15 protein-coding genes are annotated in these 17677 nt (G+C 65.9%); 9 read left to right on the top strand and 6 right to left on the bottom strand.

What is annotated here, in order from left to right:
* Positions 1–30 precede the first annotated feature (30 nt).
* Complete coding sequence (mdh, locus tag LY44_RS07195; RefSeq protein ID WP_055209540.1) at positions 31–993, bottom strand: malate dehydrogenase; 963 nt, start codon at positions 991–993, stop codon at positions 31–33.
* 223 nt (positions 994–1216) lie between these two features.
* On the opposite strand from mdh, the gene LY44_RS07190 reads away from it, so the two are divergent.
* Positions 1217–1951 (top strand): sulfite exporter TauE/SafE family protein, encoded by a 735-nt coding sequence (locus tag LY44_RS07190; protein ID WP_173644532.1) that lies wholly within the window; start codon positions 1217–1219, stop codon positions 1949–1951.
* 136 nt (positions 1952–2087) lie between these two features.
* On the opposite strand, the gene LY44_RS07185 is transcribed toward LY44_RS07190, so the two are convergent.
* From LY44_RS07185 to LY44_RS07175, 3 genes are all read right to left on the bottom strand, one after another.
* Positions 2088–3524, bottom strand: coding sequence for an NAD(P)(+) transhydrogenase (Re/Si-specific) subunit beta (locus LY44_RS07185; protein ID WP_055209541.1), 1437 nt, complete (start codon positions 3522–3524; stop codon positions 2088–2090).
* A gap of 15 nt (positions 3525–3539) precedes the next feature.
* Positions 3540–5114, bottom strand: a complete 1575-nt coding sequence (locus LY44_RS07180; protein WP_055209542.1) for a Re/Si-specific NAD(P)(+) transhydrogenase subunit alpha — start codon at positions 5112–5114, stop codon at positions 3540–3542.
* Between the two features lie 291 nt (positions 5115–5405).
* Positions 5406–5861, bottom strand: a complete 456-nt coding sequence (locus LY44_RS07175; protein WP_055209543.1) for a methyltransferase family protein — start codon at positions 5859–5861, stop codon at positions 5406–5408.
* A gap of 97 nt (positions 5862–5958) precedes the next feature.
* Here LY44_RS07175 and kynU point away from each other — a divergent pair, with 97 nt between their 5' ends.
* The 3 genes from kynU to LY44_RS07160 all read left to right on the top strand — a co-directional run bounded on the left by kynU (position 5959) and on the right by LY44_RS07160 (position 8735).
* Complete coding sequence (gene kynU / locus LY44_RS07170) at positions 5959–7155, top strand: kynureninase (RefSeq protein ID WP_055209646.1); 1197 nt, start codon at positions 5959–5961, stop codon at positions 7153–7155.
* Between the two features lie 71 nt (positions 7156–7226).
* Complete coding sequence (gene moaA / locus LY44_RS07165; RefSeq protein ID WP_055209544.1) at positions 7227–8228, top strand: GTP 3',8-cyclase MoaA; 1002 nt, start codon at positions 7227–7229, stop codon at positions 8226–8228.
* Positions 8229–8327: 99 nt separating this feature from the next.
* Positions 8328–8735, top strand: a complete 408-nt coding sequence (locus tag LY44_RS07160) for a universal stress protein (protein ID WP_055209545.1) — start codon at positions 8328–8330, stop codon at positions 8733–8735.
* A gap of 178 nt (positions 8736–8913) precedes the next feature.
* Here LY44_RS07160 and LY44_RS07155 read toward each other — a convergent pair whose 3' ends face one another.
* Positions 8914–10080 (bottom strand): M20 aminoacylase family protein, encoded by a 1167-nt coding sequence (locus LY44_RS07155; RefSeq protein ID WP_055209546.1) that lies wholly within the window; start codon positions 10078–10080, stop codon positions 8914–8916.
* A gap of 61 nt (positions 10081–10141) precedes the next feature.
* On the bottom strand, positions 10142–11482 hold the full coding sequence (locus tag LY44_RS07150) for an NAD(P)/FAD-dependent oxidoreductase (protein ID WP_055209547.1): 1341 nt from the start codon (positions 11480–11482) through the stop codon (positions 10142–10144).
* A gap of 201 nt (positions 11483–11683) precedes the next feature.
* Between LY44_RS07150 and LY44_RS07145 the strand changes: the two genes are divergently transcribed.
* The 5 genes from LY44_RS07145 to LY44_RS07125 all read left to right on the top strand — a co-directional run bounded on the left by LY44_RS07145 (position 11684) and on the right by LY44_RS07125 (position 17512).
* Positions 11684–12709: an ABC transporter ATP-binding protein gene (locus LY44_RS07145; RefSeq protein ID WP_055209548.1), complete on the top strand. Its 1026-nt coding sequence runs from the start codon at positions 11684–11686 to the stop codon at positions 12707–12709.
* The gene (locus LY44_RS07140; protein ID WP_055209549.1) at positions 12702–13700 is read left to right on the top strand and encodes an ABC transporter ATP-binding protein; all 999 of its coding nucleotides are present in this window, start codon (positions 12702–12704) and stop codon (positions 13698–13700) included. Before LY44_RS07145 ends, LY44_RS07140 begins: the two co-directional genes overlap by 8 nt.
* A 68-nt stretch (positions 13701–13768) precedes the next feature.
* Complete coding sequence (locus tag LY44_RS07135; protein WP_055209550.1) at positions 13769–15472, top strand: peptide ABC transporter substrate-binding protein; 1704 nt, start codon at positions 13769–13771, stop codon at positions 15470–15472.
* Positions 15473–15603: 131 nt separating this feature from the next.
* The gene (locus tag LY44_RS07130) at positions 15604–16611 is read left to right on the top strand and encodes an ABC transporter permease (RefSeq protein WP_055209551.1); all 1008 of its coding nucleotides are present in this window, start codon (positions 15604–15606) and stop codon (positions 16609–16611) included.
* Positions 16604–17512, top strand: a complete 909-nt coding sequence (locus tag LY44_RS07125) for an ABC transporter permease (protein WP_111395988.1) — start codon at positions 16604–16606, stop codon at positions 17510–17512. The genes LY44_RS07130 and LY44_RS07125 overlap by 8 nt, the downstream gene beginning before the upstream one ends.
* Positions 17513–17677 lie beyond the last annotated feature (165 nt).

Genomic DNA, 17677 nt, shown 5'->3' with positions numbered 1-17677 from the left:
ATCCCCGCCCTTTCATACCTTTGGCGCCGATCACGCCAGCGTCGGATCGATCGCCTTGCAGGCGGCGACCAGACCTTTGACCGCATCGACCGATTTGTCGAACATCGCCTGTTCGGCGTCGTTCAGCTTGATGTCGATGACTTTCTCGATGCCACCGGCGCCGATGATCGTCGGCACGCCGACATACATGCCATCAAGGCCAAAGGCGCCATCGACCCAGGCCGCGCAGGGCAGCAGGCGTTTCTGGTCGTTGAGATAGGCTTCCGCCATCTCGATCGCCGAGGTGGCGGGCGCATAAAAGGCCGAGCCGGTCTTCAGCAGGCCGACGATCTCGGCGCCGCCATCGCGGGTGCGCTGGATGATCGCGTCAAGCTTGTCCTGCGTGGTCCAGCCCATCGACACCAGATCCGGCAGCGGGATGCCCGCAACGGTCGAATAGCGCGCCAGCGGCACCATCGTGTCGCCATGGCCGCCGAGCACGAAGGCGGTGACATCGCGCATCGAGACGCCGAATTCGACCGAGAGGAAGTGACGGAAACGGGCGCTGTCGAGCACGCCGGCCATGCCGACGACTTTTTCCGCGGGCAGACCCGAGAATTGCTGCAGCGCCCAGACCATCGCGTCAAGCGGGTTGGTGATGCAGATGACAAAGGCGTTCGGCGCGTATTTCGCGATGCCTTCGCCGACCGATTTCATCACTTTCAGGTTGATGCCCAGCAGGTCATCGCGCGACATCCCCGGCTTGCGCGGCACACCGGCGGTGACGATGCAGACATCGGCGCCCGCGATGTCGGCGTAGTCATTGGTGCCCCTGAAGCAGCCGTCGAAGCCCTCGGAGGGACCGGATTCGGCGATGTCGAGCGCCTTGCCCTGCGGCGTGCCCTCGGCGATGTCGAAGAGGACGACGTCCCCCAGTTCTTTGATCGCGGCGAGGTGGGCAAGCGTGCCACCGATCTGACCGGCGCCGATAAGGGCGATCTTGGGTCGGGCCATGGGTTCCTCCACAGGTCGGGAATGGTGTAAGCGTGGCGAAGGACTAGCGTCTTACCCCCCGGCTGGCAAGGGTGCTGCGGGGCAGCAAAGCCGGTTCCTGCGTGATGTATGCGACTGCATACTTCCCCGGCCCGCTGTTTGCGCTAAACATTTCCTTGCGGCAGGCCCCGGGATGCGGAACAGCCCAAGCCGCGCGCAGATGATTCTCGGAGGGGCGATGGAACTGGATGCGTTTGGCTGGGTCATGGCGGTGCTGGCCGCGGTCAGCGTCGGCATGGCCAAGGGGGGTCTGCCGATGATCTCCTCGCTCTCGGTGCCGCTTCTGGCGGGGGTGATGAACCCGGTGGCGGCGGCGGGGCTTTTGCTGCCGGTCTATATCGTCTCGGACCTGTTCGGGCTGATTGCCTATCGGCGCGATTTCGACGCGCGGGTGCTGAAGATCCTGGTGCCAGCGACGGCTTTGGGCGTGGGCTTCGGCTGGGCCACCGCCTCGGTCGTGCCCGAAGCGGCGGTGACGGCGCTGGTCGGTCTGATCGGCGTCGTTTTCGCGCTGAATGCGCTCGCGCGCCCGCGCCTTGGCGGTGCGCGCACGGCACGGCTGGCGCCCGGGCTTTTCTGGGGCACGATCACCGGCTTCACCAGCTTCGTCAGCCATTCCGGCGGCCCGCCCTATCAGGCCTACACGATCCCGCTCAACCTGCCACGCACGGTCTTTGCCGGAACTTCGACGCTGCTCTTCGCCTGGGTGAATGCGATCAAGCTGATCCCCTATGCGGCGCTGGGGCAGATCAATGTCACCAGCCTCGGCACGGCGCTGAAACTGGCCCCGGTCGCCGCAGTCTCGGTCTTTCTCGGGGTGAAACTGGTACGGCTCCTGCCGCACGAGACCTTTTACAAGCTCGTCACCTGGGCGCTGCTGCTGATCTCGCTCAAGCTGCTCTGGGACCTTCTTCCCTGAGCCCCCCGCTTTCACCTTGGGGCAAATATCCTGGGGGTCCGGGGGCGAAGCCCCCGGCGGGTCGCCCCTGCTGCGCCGGGGCGAAAGGAAAACCCCGCCGTTTCCGGCGGGGCTCTGTCACGGGATCAAAGGCGGCTCAGTGCCGGATCAGATGCAGCAGTTCTTCCAGCGACTTCTTCGCGTCGCCATAGAACATGCGGGTGTTTTCCTTGTAGAACAGCGGGTTCTCGATCCCCGAATAGCCGGTGCCCTGACCGCGTTTCGACACGAACACCTGTTTCGCCTTCCAGCATTCCAGAACCGGCATCCCGGCGATCGGCGAATTCGGATCTTCCTGCGCCGCCGGGTTCACGATGTCGTTCGAGCCGATGACGATCGCCACGTCGGTCGTCGCGAAGTCCTCGTTGATCTCGTCCATCTCCAGAACGATGTCATAGGGCACCTTCGCCTCGGCCAGAAGCACGTTCATGTGCCCGGGCAGACGGCCCGCCACCGGGTGGATGGCGAAACGCACAGTCTTGCCACGGCCGCGCAGCACCGAGGTCAGTTCCGACACCGCCATCTGCGCCTGCGCCACCGCCATGCCATAGCCCGGGATGATGATGATGCTGTCAGCCTCGTTCAGCGCATCGGCAACGCCCTGCGCATCGATCGCCACCTGCTCGCCCGCCACTTCCATCGCCGGACCCGAGGTGTTGCCGAAGCCGCCCAGGATCACCGAGACGAACGAGCGGTTCATCGCCTTGCACATGATGTAGCTCAGGATCGCGCCCGAAGAGCCCACCAGCGCGCCGGTGACGATCAGAAGATCGTTGCCAAGCGAGAAGCCGATCGCCGCCGCCGCCCAGCCCGAATAGCTGTTGAGCATCGACACCACCACCGGCATGTCGGCGCCGCCGATGCCCATGATCAGGTGATAGCCGATGAACAGCGCCAGAAGCGTCATCACCAGAAGCGGCCAGGTGCCATAGCCCAGCATGAACAGAACGAGCATGGCGATCGAGGTCAGCGCCGCCGTCGCGTTCAGCAGATGCCCGCCCGGCAGTTTCTTCGCCTTGGTGTCGACCTTGCCCGCAAGCTTGCCGAAAGCGATGATCGAACCGGTGAAGGTCACGGCGCCGATGAAGACGCCAAGGAACAGCTCGACGCGCAGGATCGCAAGCTCGGTCGGCGTCTTGTGCGCGACAAGCGCCGCGAAGCCTTCAAGCGCGGCTTTCGCCGCCTCGTCCATGCCCGGCACGCGCACCGATTCAATATAGGCGTTGTAGCCGACCAGCACGGCCGCCAGACCGACAAGCGAGTGCATCGCCGCGACCAGCTGCGGCATCTCGGTCATCTGGACCTTTTTCGCGACCTTCATGCCATAGAAGCCGCCCGCGCCCAGAAGCAGCAGCGACAGGACCCAAAGCCCCTGCCCCGGCCCGACCAAGGTCGCCGCCACGGCGAGCGCCATGCCGACGATGCCGTACCAGACGGCGCGTTTCGCGCTTTCCTGCCCCGAAAGGCCGCCCAGCGAAAGGATGAACAGAACTGCCGCAACGACGTAAGCGGCCGTGGTGAAACCGAATTCCATTGTTCTTTCCTCCGCTTACGACTTCTGGAACATCGCCAGCATGCGCCGGGTGACCATGAAACCGCCGAAGATGTTGATGCCCGCCATGAAGACCGACACGGCCGAGAGCAGGATGACGAGGAACGAGCCCGACCCCATCTGCAAGAGCGCGCCCAGAATGATGATCGAGGAAATCGCGTTCGTCACCGCCATCAGCGGCGTGTGCAGCGAATGGCTGACGTTCCAGATCACCTGGAAGCCGACGAAGCACGACAGCGCGAAGACGATGAAATGCGCCATGAAGGACGCGGGCGCCACAAGGCCCAGCGCCAGCAAAGCCACGCCGCCCACGCCCAGCATCAGGATCTGGTTGCGGGTTTCCTTGCGGAAGGCGGCCTTCTCGGCGGCGCGGATTTCCTCGGGCGTCAGGACCTTGGCCTTTTCCTTCGGCTTTTGCGCCGCGATCGCCGCGATTTTCGGCGGCGGCGGCGGGAAGGTGATCGCGCCGTCAAAGGTCACGGTGGCGCCGCGGATCACGTCGTCTTCCATGTTGTGCACGACGACGCCATCCTTGCCGGGCGTCAGGTCGGTCATCATGTGACGGATGTTGGTCGAATACAGTTGCGACGACTGCTGCGCCATGCGCGAGGGGAAATCGGTGTAGCCGATCACCGTCACGCCGTTCGGGGTGACGATCTTTTCGTCCTTCTTCGTCAGCTCGCAGTTGCCGCCGCGTTCGGCCGCCAGATCGACGATGACCGAACCGCGTTTCATCGCCTCGACCATGTCGCGCGTCCACAGGATCGGCGCATCGCGGCCCGGGATCAGCGCCGTGGTGATGACGATATCCATCTGCGGCGCCAGTTCGCGGAATTTCTTCAGCTGCGCTTCGCGGAATTCCGGCGAGGAGGGCGCGGCGTAACCGCCCGTCGCGGCGCCATCCTGGGCCTGTTCCTCGAAATCGAGATAGACGAATTCGGCGCCCATCGATTCGATCTGCTCGGCCACTTCGGGGCGCACGTCAAAGGCATAGGTGATCGCGCCGAGCGCCGTCGAAGCGCCAATCGCGGCCAGACCGGCCACGCCCGCGCCGACGATCAGCACCTTGGCCGGGGGCACCTTGCCCGCCGCCGTCACCTGGCCGGTGAAGAAGCGGCCGAAGTTGTTGCCCGCCTCGATCACCGCGCGATAGCCCGAGATGTTCGCCATCGAGCTGAGCGCGTCCATCTTCTGCGCGCGCGAGATCCGCGGCACCATGTCCATCGCGATCACATTCGCCCCGGTGGCCTTCGCGGCCTCGAGCAGATCCTTGTTCTGCGCCGGATAAAAGAAGGAAATCAGCGTCTTGCCCGCTTTCAGCCGGGCCACTTCGGCGTCAACCGGCGGGCGCACCTTGGCCACCACGTCGACCGCGTCGAAAAGCGCCTCGGCGCCCTTCACCACGGTCACGCCGACGGCTTCGTAGGCCGAATCCTCGAAGCCGGCGGCATGACCCGCCCCCGCCTCGACGAAACAAATGTGCCCCAGCTTTTGCAGCTGGACCGCAGAGTCGGGGGTCAGCGCGACACGCGCCTCTCCCTCGAAAATCTCCTTCGGAGCGCCGATTTTCACTTCTGTCTCTCCCAATGCTGCCCCGGGACGATTTCAGCCCGGGGACAAAACGTGGCGAGACCTCTTAACACCGCGTAAGAAAGTTTCACAAGCGATTGATCACACGTAAGACTTGCAAATCTGTCGCGGCCCCGGGGCTTATCTTCGGCATACCGCGGCATACCATGTTACCGCTCGCATTTCCTGCGCCGTTTCAAGGGTTTGGCGAGGCCCCCTTGCCCCTGCGGGCAAAGCTGCCGGGGGCGGGCAAATGCCCGGCTGCGACGATTTTTCTGCAATGCAGCAAATCGGTCACAGCCAGCGGCGGGTGCGGGCGCGATAGGCTTGGTATTCAGGCCCAAAGAGCGTGGCGATGGCGACCTCTTCGCCGCGGATGTAGCGCCGGGTGATCAGCGCCATGAAGGCGGGCACCAGCGGCGCGGCCAGCGCGGCATCCCAGACCAGCACCAGCCCGGCCAGGATCAGCGCATCGGCAAGATAGATCGGATTGCGTGACAGCGCGAAGACACCCCCCGTCACCAGCCGCCCCGGCTTGCGGCGCGGAATGAGAGGCGTGCGCGCCAGCACCATCTGCGCTGCCGCAACCATCGTCAGCACAAATCCGCACAGAACCAGCGCGTAACCGATCGGATGGGAAAAGGGAATCGGCAGCGGCAGCGCCCAGCCCACGGCCCAGACGGCGGCGGCAAACAGCGCCAGCCAAAGCGGCGGCAGGTCGATCTCTCTCAGCGCATTTTTCACGGTCATGGCACTCCCCTGCCCCAGGGTGACGCGGGTTCCTGCGGCGCGCAACCCCCTTGCGGCCGCCGCGCCCCCGCGCCAGTCTGACCGAAAGGAGACCCTGATGACCACCGATTTCACCGCCACCAAGGCGCTTTTCGATCTGCCCGCGGGCGTGATCTATCTGGACGGCAACTCGCTGGGGCCGCTGCCGCGCGCCGTCGCCCCGCGGGTCGAGGCCGCGATCCGCGCCGAATGGGGCGCGATGCTGATCACCGCCTGGAACAAGGCGGGCTGGATGGACCTGCCCGAGCGTCTGGGCAACCGGATCGGGCGGCTGATCGGGGCGGAGCCGGGGTCGGTGACGCTGGGCGACACGCTCTCGATCAAGGTGTTTCAGGCGCTGGATGCCGCCTTGCAGCTGCGCCCCGAGCGCCGGGTGATCCTGTCTGACAGCGGCAATTTCCCCACCGATCTTTACATGGCGCAGGGGCTGACAGGGTGTCTCGGCCAGGGCTATGAGCTGCGCGTGGTCGCCCCCGAGGCGGTCGCGGCCGCGATCGACGAGACCGTGGCGGTGACGATGCTGACCGAGGTCGATTACCGCACCGGCCGCAAGCACGACATGAAAGCGCTGACCGCCAAAGCCCATGCCGCCGGGGCTCTGGCGTTCTGGGATCTGGCCCATTCCGCGGGCGCGCTGCCGGTCGATCTGGCCGGTGCGGGCGCCGATTTCGCGGCGGGCTGCACCTACAAATACCTGAACTCCGGCCCCGGCGGCCCCGCCTTCATCTATGTTGCCCCCCGCCATGCGGGCCAGCTGCGGCCGGTGCTGTCGGGCTGGCTCGGCCATGACGCGCCCTTTGCCTTCGAGCCCGGCTACCGCCCCGCCCCGGGCACGGCGCGGATGCGCGTCGGCACGCCGCCGGTGCTGCAACTCGCCGCGCTCGAGGCCGCGCTGGATGTCTGGGACGGTGTCTCGATGGCTGAAATCCGCGCCCGCTCGATTGCGCTGACCTCCCGCTTCATCGCCGCGGTCGAGACCGCCTGCCCCGATCTGACCCTGGTCACCCCGCGCGACCCGCAGGCCCGCGGCAGCCAGGTCAGCTTTGCCCATCCCGAGGGCTATGCGATCATGCAGGCGCTGATCGCGCGCGGCGTGATCGGCGATTTCCGCGCCCCCGACATCCTGCGCTTCGGCGTGACGCCGCTTTACATCGGCGAGCCCGAGATCGACCGCGCCGCGGAAATCCTGACCGAGGTGATGGCGACGCGGGCCTGGGACCGGCCCGAATTCCACGCCCGGGCAAAAGTGACCTGAGGTCGCCAAACCGCGACAACCCGCCGCAGCCGGTGCTTGCCGGGCTGCGGCGCATCGCCTAATTTCAAGACATGGAACATCTGACCGACCCTTTCGCGCGGGCGATCACCTACCTCCGGGTCTCGGTGACCGATCGTTGCGATTTTCGCTGCAGCTATTGCATGGACGAGGGCACCCGGTTCCTGCCGCGCGCCGATCTGCTCTCGCTCGAGGAACTGGACCGGCTCTGCGCCGTCTTCGTCGGGCTGGGGGTGCAAAAACTGCGCCTCACCGGCGGCGAGCCGCTGTTGCGCCGCAACGTGATGAGCCTGTTCCGCGCGCTGTCGCGACATCTTGAAACCGGCGCGCTGCACGAGCTGACGCTGACCACGAACGGTTCGACGCTGGCCGCCCATGCCGCCGATCTGGCCGCCTGCGGGGTGAAGCGGGTGAATGTCTCGCTGGACAGCCTGCGGGCGGAGCGGTTCAAGGCGATCACAAGGCGTGGCGATCTGGCGGATGTACTGGCGGGCATCTCTGCCGCGAAATCGGCCGGGCTGCGGGTGAAGATCAACACCGTCGCCCTGCGCGGGGTGAACGAAGACGAGCTGCGCGATCTCGCCGCCTGGGCCGGGGCCGAGGGCCATGACCTGAGCTTCATCGAGGTGATGCCGGTGGGCGAGATGCCGATGCAAGATCGCGCCGCCACCTTCCTGTCGCTGGCCGAGGTGCGGGCGCGGCTGTCCGATCATCTGACCCTGACCGACCTGCCCGAGACGACGGGCGGCCCCGCCCGCTATGTCCGCGCCACCGAAACCGGGCAAAGGATCGGCTTCATCACGCCGCTCTCGCACGGCTTTTGCGCTTCCTGCAACCGGGTGCGGATCAGCGCCACGGGGACGCTTTTCCCCTGTCTCGGACAGGAGGGCGGCACCGATCTGCGCGCCCCGCTGCGCGGCTCGGAAAGCGACACGGCCCTGACCCGCGCGATCCGCGCCGCGATCGGGCGCAAGCCGCGGGGCCATGATTTCGGCTATGGCGCCACCGGGATCTCGGGCCGGGTCGGGCGCGGCATGAACCAGACCGGGGGGTAAGTCCGGAAACGGGCAGAAAGCGTGACCTGCATCAAGGCGCCCGCCTGTTTCCCGGGCAGAATGAAAACATCCGAAACGACGCCTTGAAGGGAGTCCGCCATGTATTCCAACCTCATCGTGCCCGTCGCCTTCGACGAGGAACACAATCCCGACACGGCGCTGAATGTGGCGCGGACGCTGGCCGCGGCGGGGGCGCGGGTGACCATCGTGCATGTGATGGCCGATGTGCCGGGCTATGCGATTTCCTACATGCCCGAGGGTTATGACGCCGAGTTGCGCCGGGCGCTGCAGAACCAGCTCGACGCGCTGGCGGCCGAGTTCGAGAATGGCGCGGGCGTGCTGCGGCAAGGCCATGCGGCGAACGAGATCCTCGATCTGGTGGACGAGATCGGCGCCGATTGCGTGGTGATCGCCGGGCACCGGCCGGGTCTGGGCGATTACCTGATCGGCTCGACCGCGGCGCGGGTGGTGCGCCATGCGCCCTGTTCGGTCATGGTGCTGCGCTAAGGCAAGGGGGGCTCTGCCCCCCGCGGCCTCCCCCCGGGATATTTTTGCCAAGGTGAAAGGAAAAGGGCGCTCCGCGCGGGGCGCGCCCTTCTTTCCGCCTTGGTTTCACCTTGGTGCAAATATCCCGGGGGGTGAATTGGCCGAGAGGCCAAGAGGGGGGCAGCGCCCCCCGCCCCGCTCAGGCCGCGGGCATCCGGCTTTCGACCATCCCGGCATACCAGCTTGACCCGAAGGGGATCGCGTTGTCGTCGAAATCATAGGCCGGGTGGTGCACCATCGCGCTGTCGCCATTGCCAAGGAAGATATAGGCGCCCGGCCGCGCGTTCAGCATGTAGGAAAAATCCTCGCCCCCCATCATCGGCGCCACCGCGGTGTCGACCTGGCCCGAGACCGCCTGCGCCACTGCGACGGCATAGTCGGTGTTCTCGGGCGTGTTCATCGTCACCGGATAGCCGCGGATGTAACTGATCCCGACCGTGGCGCCATGCGCCGCCGCGATCCCCTCGGCCACCGCTTTCACCCGTGCCTCGGCCAGATCGCGAACGCCGGGGTCGAGCGAGCGCACCGTGCCGCGCAGCACCACCGTCTGCGGGATGACGTTGTAAGCCTCGCTTTCCGTGCGGAAGGTGCAGATCGAGACCACTACCTGTTTCAGCGGATCGACATTGCGCGACGCGATCTGCTGCATGGCGACGACGATATGCGCGGCCACCAAGGTCGTGTCGATGCAGTCATGCGGTTTTGCCGCATGGCCGCCCTTGCCGGTCACCACGATATCGAACTGATCGGTCGCGGCCATCATCGGGCCCGGACGGATGGCGAAGCTGCCGACCGGGAAGCCCGGCATGTTGTGCATGCCGTAGACTTCCTGAATCCCCCAGCGCTCCATCATGCCATCGTCGACCATCGCCTTGCCGCCGCCGCCGCCCTCCTCGGCCGGTTGGAAGATGACGACCGCGGTGCCGTCGAAATTCCGCGTCTCGGCCAGATATTTGGCCGCGCCCAGAAGCATCGCGGTATGGCCGTCATGGCCGCAGGCATGCATCTTGCCCGGCACTTTCGAGGCATGCGCCGCCCCGGTCTGTTCCACGATCGGCAGCGCATCCATGTCGGCGCGCAGCCCCACCACCCGGCCCGCCGTATCGCTGCGGCCGCGGATCACGCCGACGACGCCGGTCTGGCCGATACCCTCGACCACCTCGTCGCAGCCGAACTCGCGCAGAAGCCCCGCGACCTTGGCGGCGGTGCGGTGGACCTCGTAAAGCAGTTCCGGGTTTTCGTGGAAGTCGCGCCGCCAGGCGGTGATCTCGGGCAGCAGTTCGGCGAAGCGGTTCTTGACGGGCATGGTCCTGTCTTTCTTGGCAAAGATCGTCGAAGCGTCGCAGGCTTTGACCGCGGCGACAAGGTCAGAAGGTGGGGCCGAGGTCGATTTTTGATCCGTCGGTAAAACGCCGCCAGCGGAAGCGGCTCAGGTCATGGCCGGGGGCCGCGCCGGTCATCAGGCTGGCCATCACCCGCCCGACCCCCGGCCCGATGCCGAAGCCGTGCCCCGAAAGCCCGGTGGCGACGTAAAGCCCGGGCAGCGGCGCGGCATCGAGCACCGGCACGGTGTCGGGCATCACGTCGATCATCCCGGCCCAGTCGCGCACCAGCTTCGGTTCGCCCAGGGACGGGAAAGCCCGGCCAAAGGCGCGCTGCACATTGTGCAGAAAGACCCGGTTCGGCGCGGGGTCCAGAATGCGGCAGCGCTCGAACGGGCTTTCGCGATCCTCGGCCCACATCCGCGCCGTCGTCCAGCCATCGGGCCAGCCCGGTTCGGGCGCGCGCAGATGGATCGCGGTCTTCGACAGGTCGCGGCGCATCTGCGGCGTGTATTTGAGGAAATGCCGCAGCCCATCCGGCCCCATGTAGAAATCATGCGAGGTCCCGGGCGCCACCGTATAGCTGCCATCGAGCCGCCGCCGCCAGGCAAAGACGTCATCGACGCCCGAGACTTGCGTGATCTCGGGCAGCGGCACCGTCTGCGCCACGGTCGAGCGGACCAGCAGCTGCGGCAGGCTCAGCCCGTGGCGGCGCAGGAACAGCGACGACCAGGCCCCCGCCGCCACCAGCACCTGCTCGCAGCGGATGCGGCCGTTTTCGGTGATCACCCCCGCCACCTGCCCCGCGGCAATATCAAGCGCGCGCACCGCGCAATGCTCGATCACCGTCACCCCCGCCCGCCGCGCGCGCTCGGCCAGCATCGGCACCGCCACGAAGGGCTCGGCCCGCGCATCAGACGGCGTGATGAGGCCGGTCACCCAATTGGTGGCATGGGGAATCGCCGCCGCCAGCTGCGCCCGGCCCAGATGGTGGCTTTCGAGCCCATGCGCCCGCGCCAAATCGACCCAGGCGGCAAAAGCCTCGGCCGTGGCGGGCTTGTCGGAGAGATAGGCGACGCCAGAGCGGCGAAAGCCCAGCTCGGGGCCGAGCTCGGCGGCGAGCCCCTCCCACAGCCGCATCGCCTCCTGCATGATCGGCAATTCGGCGGGATCACGGCCCTGTTGCCGGATCCAACCCCAGTTTCGCGAAGATTGCTCGCCCGCGACCCGGCCCTTTTCCAAAACCACGACCCGACGCCCGGCCAGCGCAAGAAAATGAGCCGCCATCACCCCGGCGATGCCCGCGCCCACCACCACCACATCGGCGGCCTCAGGCAGGGCGGCGGAAAAACGGACCGGGTCCTTGAGCGAAATCACAAACGGCATCGGCAGCTCCTTCGGGTCGGGATGGTGCAGGCTTGACCGGCGCGGCCGCAAGGTCAAGCCCGGCGCGCGCAGGGCTGCCGCCGCGTTAGCGCTTGCACTGGGCGCGAAAATCTCTAACAATCGGTCAAATATCTTCACCTATCCGTGAAGAAACGCAGAACAACGCCGGAAAACGGCGCAAGTCAAAGACTGGGGGACGCAATGCGCAACGGCGCGCAGCCCGTGCTCGAGGTGACGAACCTCAAGACCATTTTTCGCACCCGTGGCGGCGAGGTGCATGCGGTCAATTCCGTCTCGTTCGATCTGAAGCCCGGCGAATTGCTGGGCGTGGTCGGCGAGTCGGGGTCCGGCAAATCCGTCACCATGATGTCGCTGATCGGGCTTCTGCCCAGCCCCCCCGCCGAGGTGCGCGAGGGCCGGGTGATGTTTGACGGGCTTGACCTGCTCAAATGCACCCCCGCGCAGCTGCGCGCGGTGCGCGGCCCCGGCGTCGGCTTCATCTTTCAGGACCCGATGACCTCGCTCAACCCGGTCTTCACCGTGGGCTATCAGCTGCGCGAGCCGCTGATGAAGCACATGGGGATGACCAAGCCGCAGGCGCAGGTCCGGGCGCAGGAACTGCTGGAGCTTGTGGGCATCCCCGATGCCGGGCGGCGGCTGAAGGATTTCCCGCACCAGTTTTCGGGGGGCATGCGGCAGCGGGTGATGATCGCGATTGCGCTCGCCTGTGACCCGAAGGTCTTGATCGCGGATGAACCCACGACCGCGCTTGACGTGACGATTCAGGCGCAAATCCTGGAACTGGTGAAGGATCTTCGCCAGAAACTGGGCATGGCGATTGTCTGGATCACCCATGATCTGGGCGTGATCGCAGGCATCGCCGACCGGATCATGGTCATGTATGGCGGCCAGATCGTCGAACATGGCACGGTCAAGGAAGTCTTCGCCAAGCCCCGCCACCCCTATACGCGGGCGCTGTTGCAAACGGTGCCCTCGGTGCGCGGCGAGCGGGCCGAGAAACTGAACGTGATCGAGGGCCAGCCGCCGATCCTGCGCGCCGCCCCCACCGCCTGCCCGTTCCGCGACCGCTGTTCCTTGCGCTTTGCCGCCTGCGATGCCGCCAATCCGGCGCGGTATGAGGTGGGGCCGGGCCATGATGCGGCCTGTTTTTGGGATTTCGAAACGAATGCCCCGCGCCGGGAAGTGACGGAGAAAGCCGATGTTTGACGGCGGCAAGCGGCCTCTGGTCGAGGTCGAAGGGCTGAAGATGTATTTCCCGATCACGGCGGGGCTGTTCCGCGCCAAGGTCGGCGACGTGAAGGCGGTCGATGACGTGACCTTCACCATCTTTGAGGGCGAGACCCTTGGTCTGGTGGGGGAATCGGGTTGCGGCAAATCCACCTGCGGGCGGGCAGTGCTGCGGCTTTACGAACCCACCGCGGGCTCGGTGCTGATCGACGGCGAGGATGTTCTGGCGGCGCCGCCGGGCGAATTGCGCGCGCTGCGGCCGAAGATGCAGATGGTGTTTCAGGACCCGCAGGCGTCCTTGAACCCGCGCATGACGGTGGCGGGGATCATCGGCGAGCCGCTCGATGAACACACGACGCTGAACCGGGCGCAGAAACTGGCCCGGATCTATGAGCTGATGGACAAGGTCGGGCTGAACCGCGATTTCGCCAACCGTTATCCGCATGAATTTTCCGGCGGCCAGCGCCAGCGCATCGGCATTGCCCGGGCGCTTGCGCTCAACCCCCGCTTCATCGTCTGCGACGAGCCGATCGCCGCGCTGGACGTGTCGATTCAGGCGCAGGTGGTGAACCTGCTCGAAGAGCTGCAGGACAGCCTTGGTCTGACCTATCTCTTCATCAGCCACGACCTGTCGATGGTGCGCCATATCGCCGACCGGGTGGCGGTGATGTATCTGGGCCGGATCGTCGAGCTGGCCTCGCGCGATGCGCTTTATGAAGCGCCGCTGCATCCCTACACGCAGGCGCTGCTTTCGGCCGTGCCCGAGCCCGACCCGAATGCCGAAAAGACCCGGCAGCGGATCATCCTCAAGGGCGACGTGCCCTCGCCCGCCAATCCGCCCGAGGGCTGCAATTTCTGCACCCGCTGCCCGAAGGTGATGGATCTGTGCCGCAAGGTGGAACCCGAGTATCGCGAAGTCGCGCCCGGGCATTTCACCGCCTGCCATCTGCACAATCAGACCGCCGGGTAAACGGCGGCGTGACACGCGGGCAAGAGCCCGAGCACACGTGATCCCTGCATCCATGAAGGAGAGGACGCATGAAACTCAAGACCGCTTTGATGGGGGCCGCGGCCCTGCTGGCCTTTGCGCCCGCCGCATTCGCCGAACGCGGTGCCGACGGTGAGCTAAAGATCATCCAGTCGCAGGCCGCCTCGACGATGAACCAGTACCTGTCCTCGGGCACCAAGGACATCAACGCCTCCTCGATGGTCTCGGAGCCGCTGGCCTCCTACAAGCCCGATGGCACGCTGATGGCCCGCCTCGCCGCGGAGATCCCGACGCTGGAAAACGGCGGCGTCTCGGCTGATGGCAAGACCATCACCTGGAAACTGCTGCCCGGCGTGAAATGGTCGGACGGCAGCGATTTCACCGCCGATGACGTGGTCTTCACCGGGCAATATTGCATGGATCCGGCGGGCGGCTGCGCGCAGCTGTCGAAATTCGAGGGCATCGAGAAGATCGAAGCCGTCGATCCGCTGACCGTGAAGATCACCTTCCTGAAGCCGAAGACGAACCCCTATTCCGCTTTCGTCGGCGCGCTGGCACCGATCCTGCAGAAGAAGCAGTTCGAGAAATGCCTGGGCGCCAATGCCTCGAGCTGCACCGAGGCGAACTTCATGCCGATCGGCACCGGCCCGTTCAGGATCACCGACTTCAAGACCAATGACGTGGCGGTGTTCGAGGCGAACCCCCATTACCGCGATCCGGCCAAGCCTGCCTTCGCCCGTGCGACGCTCAAGGGCGGCAACGACGCGATGTCGACGGCGCGCGCCGTGATGGAGACGGCCGAATACGATTACGGCTGGAACACCCAGATCGAGCCCGAAGTGCAGGCGCAGATGATCGCCGCCGGCAAGGGCAAGTTCATGAACGCTTACGGCGGGCTGGTCGAGCGGCTGGAGCTGAACATGACCGACCCCTCCTCGGCGCAGCCCGAGGGCGAGCGCTCGACCACCAAGCATCCGCATCCGGTGTTCTCGGACCTGCGCGTGCGGCAGGCGCTGTCGATGGCGATCGACCGCTCGCTGCTGGTCGAAATCGGCTATGGCGAGGCCGCGCGGCCGACCTGCAACCTGGTGCCCGCGCCCGAGATGTTCGCCTCGGACAACACCGGCTGCCTGACGCAGGATGTCGACGGGGCGAAGAAGCTGCTCGATGAGGCGGGCTGGACCGATACCGACGGCGACGGCATCCGCGACAAGGACGGCAAGAAACTGAGCCTGGTGTTCCAGACCTCGGTCAACCCGATCCGGCAGAACTTCCAGGCGATGATCAAGCAATGGTGGAACGATGTCGGCATCGAGGTCGAGCTGAAACAGATCGACCCCTCGGTCTTCTTCGGCGGCGATGCGGGCTCGCCCGACACGTTCCAGAAATTCTACGCCGATGTGCAGATGTTCGCCAACGAATGGGACGGCACCGATCCGCAAGCCTATCTGGCGCAGCTGACCTGCGAAAAGGCGCCCAAGCCCGAGGATCAGTGGCAGGGGGAAAACATCCCGCGCTTCTGCAACCCGGATTACGATGCGCTGATCAAGGAGATGCTGACGACCGCCGATGCGGGCAAACGCGCCGACATGATCAAGACGCTGAACGACATGGTGACCAAGGATGCGATGGTGACGGTACCGCTGGCGAACCGCGCCCGCTTCTCGGCGGTGTCGAACACGCTTCTCGGCGTCGAGATGAACGCCTGGGACAGCGAATACTGGAACGTGGCCGACTGGTCGCAGGCGAAGTGATCGCGGAATAAGAGACCGTGAGGTCGGACCGGCAGGGCCGGTCCGACCTGGGCGGGGGGGGCGCCGGGCCGCAGGCCCGGCGCCCCCCCCCGCCACCCCCCCGAAGGAAAGAGAGACGAGCCGAGGCGCCGATGTTCCAGTATACGATGCGACGATTGCTGATTGCGATCCCGACGCTTCTGATCATTTCTCTGGTGATCTTCCTGCTTCTGGAGGCCGCCCCCGGCGACCCCCTGGGCGAGGTTCCCCTGACCGTGCCGCCAGAAGTGAAGGCGAAGATGCGGACCGCGCTCGGCCTCGATGCATCGTGGTATGTGCGCTATTTCCTCTGGCTCAAGCAGATGTTCTGGATCGAGCCGATGCATCTCATCGACACGCTCTTCGGCACGCATCTGGCCGATGACATGCAACGCGTGATCTCGTTCCAGTCGCGCCAGCCGGTGATGGACATCATCGCCGAGCGCATGCCGCAGACGCTGATCGTCGTCGGCTCGGCCTATGTGATCGGCGTGCTGATCGCCGTGCCGATCGGCATCCTCTCGGCCTATCGGCAATATTCCTGGTTCGACAACCTCGGCACTTTCATCTCGATGATCGGCTTTTCGGTGCCGACCTTCTTCACCGGCGTCGTCCTGATCGTGATCTTCGCGGTCAAGCTGCAATGGTTCCCGATGGTCTATGACACCACGCTGCAGGTCACCGACTGGGAAAGCTTCACCAAGCAGCTCCGGCAGATGGTGATGCCGGTCACGGTGCTGTCGCTCTTCAACGCGGCGCAGATCTCGCGTTTCATGCGCTCGTCGATGCTCGACAACCTCGGCCAGGATTACGTCCGCACCGCCCGCGCCAAGGGCCTGACCGAGCGCGTCGTCGTGCTGATCCACGTGCTGCGCAACTCGCTCATTCCGGTCGTGACCGTGATCGCGCTCGGCGTGCCCTCGATCTTCGGGGGCGCGATCATCACCGAACAGGTGTTCAAGGTGAACGGGCTCGGCCAGCAGCTGATCCTGGCCATCCACGCCAACGACCTGCCGATGGTGATGACGCTGACCTTCATCTTCGCCGTGCTGATCGTGCTTTTCAACCTGATCGCCGACCTGCTTTACGGCATCCTCGATCCCCGGATCCGCTATGACTGACACCACCGCTGCCAAAATCCGCCCGCCGCGCAACCAGTGGTGGGATGTCTGGGACCAGTTCAAGACCCACAAGGGCGCGCTGGTCGGCCTGACGATCTTCGTCGCGATCCTCGGCCTGATCCTGATCGGGCCGCTCATCTGGCACATCGACCCGACCTATGTCGATTTCCGCGCCCGCAACAAGGGCTTCTCGCTTGCCCATCCCCTGGGCACCGACCAGCTGGGCCGGGATCTGCTCGCGCGGATGATGGCGGGGGGCAAGGTCTCGATTTCGGTCGGGCTCACCGCGATGTCGCTCTCGATCTTCCTCGGCGCCGCCATCGGCGTGCTGGCGGGTTATTTCAGGCGCCTTGACGGGCATCTGATGCGGCTCACCGACCTCTTCCTGGCGCTGCCGCTGCTCCCCTTGCTGCTGTTGATGGTGACGCTGTTCCGCGAGCCCTTGTCGAAGGGCTTCGGCCCCGAGGGCGGGATCTTCCTTCTGATCGTCACCGCGATCGGGGCGACGTCGTGGATGCAGACGGCGCGGATCGTGCGCGGCGAGGTGCTGGCGCTGAAGGAGCGTGAATTCGTGCTGGCGGCGCGCTCGATCGGCACGCCCTCGCATCGGCTCGTGCTGCGCCACATCCTGCCCAACGTCATGAGCCCGATCATGGTGTCGGCGACGCTCGGCATCGCCTCGGCGATCATCACGGAATCGGCGCTGTCGTTCCTGGGCCTCGGCTTCCCGCCGGACTTCCCGACCTGGGGGCGGCTTCTGTTCGATGCCGTCGATCAGATCCAGCTTTACCCCTGGCGGGTGATCCTGCCCGGCATCGCGATCTCGCTGACGGTGCTGAGCGTGAACTACATCGGCGACGGTCTGCGCGACGCGCTGGATCCGCGCATCCGCGGCCGCTGATCGGTCTTGGCCGAGGCCATCGCCTCGGCCAGACGCACCATATCCCCCTGTCTGACCGAGGGCCCAAAGGCCCTCGGTCAGCGCCCGCCCCGCCCTCGGCGGGCGCTTCTCGCCCACCGGGGCAGGCGCTGCCCTCTGTCGCACTTGGGGAAACGGTCCTGCCGC

The organism is Rhodobacter capsulatus (assembly GCF_003254295.1).
Classification (GTDB): Bacteria; Pseudomonadota; Alphaproteobacteria; order Rhodobacterales; family Rhodobacteraceae; genus Rhodobacter; species Rhodobacter capsulatus.
The sequence above is the reverse complement of the archived record's forward strand: the minus strand, read 5'-3'. Positions and strand labels throughout refer to the sequence as shown.

What these genes read in the sequence shown, in the direction of transcription:
- LY44_RS07175 (WP_055209543.1), bottom strand. Translation starts at nt 5,861, where the DNA reads ATGACCGTGAAAAATGCGCTGAGAGAGATCGACCTGCCGCCGCTTTGG.
- moaA (WP_055209544.1), top strand. Translation starts at nt 7,227, where the DNA reads ATGGAACATCTGACCGACCCTTTCGCGCGGGCGATCACCTACCTCCGG.
- LY44_RS07185 (WP_055209541.1), bottom strand. Translation starts at nt 3,524, where the DNA reads ATGGAATTCGGTTTCACCACGGCCGCTTACGTCGTTGCGGCAGTTCTG.
- kynU (WP_055209646.1), top strand. Translation starts at nt 5,959, where the DNA reads ATGACCACCGATTTCACCGCCACCAAGGCGCTTTTCGATCTGCCCGCG.
- LY44_RS07140 (WP_055209549.1), top strand. Translation starts at nt 12,702, where the DNA reads ATGTTTGACGGCGGCAAGCGGCCTCTGGTCGAGGTCGAAGGGCTGAAG.
- mdh (WP_055209540.1), bottom strand. Translation starts at nt 993, where the DNA reads ATGGCCCGACCCAAGATCGCCCTTATCGGCGCCGGTCAGATCGGTGGC.
- LY44_RS07160 (WP_055209545.1), top strand. Translation starts at nt 8,328, where the DNA reads ATGTATTCCAACCTCATCGTGCCCGTCGCCTTCGACGAGGAACACAAT.
- LY44_RS07150 (WP_055209547.1), bottom strand. Translation starts at nt 11,482, where the DNA reads ATGCCGTTTGTGATTTCGCTCAAGGACCCGGTCCGTTTTTCCGCCGCC.
- LY44_RS07130 (WP_055209551.1), top strand. Translation starts at nt 15,604, where the DNA reads ATGTTCCAGTATACGATGCGACGATTGCTGATTGCGATCCCGACGCTT.
- LY44_RS07135 (WP_055209550.1), top strand. Translation starts at nt 13,769, where the DNA reads ATGAAACTCAAGACCGCTTTGATGGGGGCCGCGGCCCTGCTGGCCTTT.
- LY44_RS07125 (WP_111395988.1), top strand. Translation starts at nt 16,604, where the DNA reads ATGACTGACACCACCGCTGCCAAAATCCGCCCGCCGCGCAACCAGTGG.
- LY44_RS07145 (WP_055209548.1), top strand. Translation starts at nt 11,684, where the DNA reads ATGCGCAACGGCGCGCAGCCCGTGCTCGAGGTGACGAACCTCAAGACC.
- LY44_RS07155 (WP_055209546.1), bottom strand. Translation starts at nt 10,080, where the DNA reads ATGCCCGTCAAGAACCGCTTCGCCGAACTGCTGCCCGAGATCACCGCC.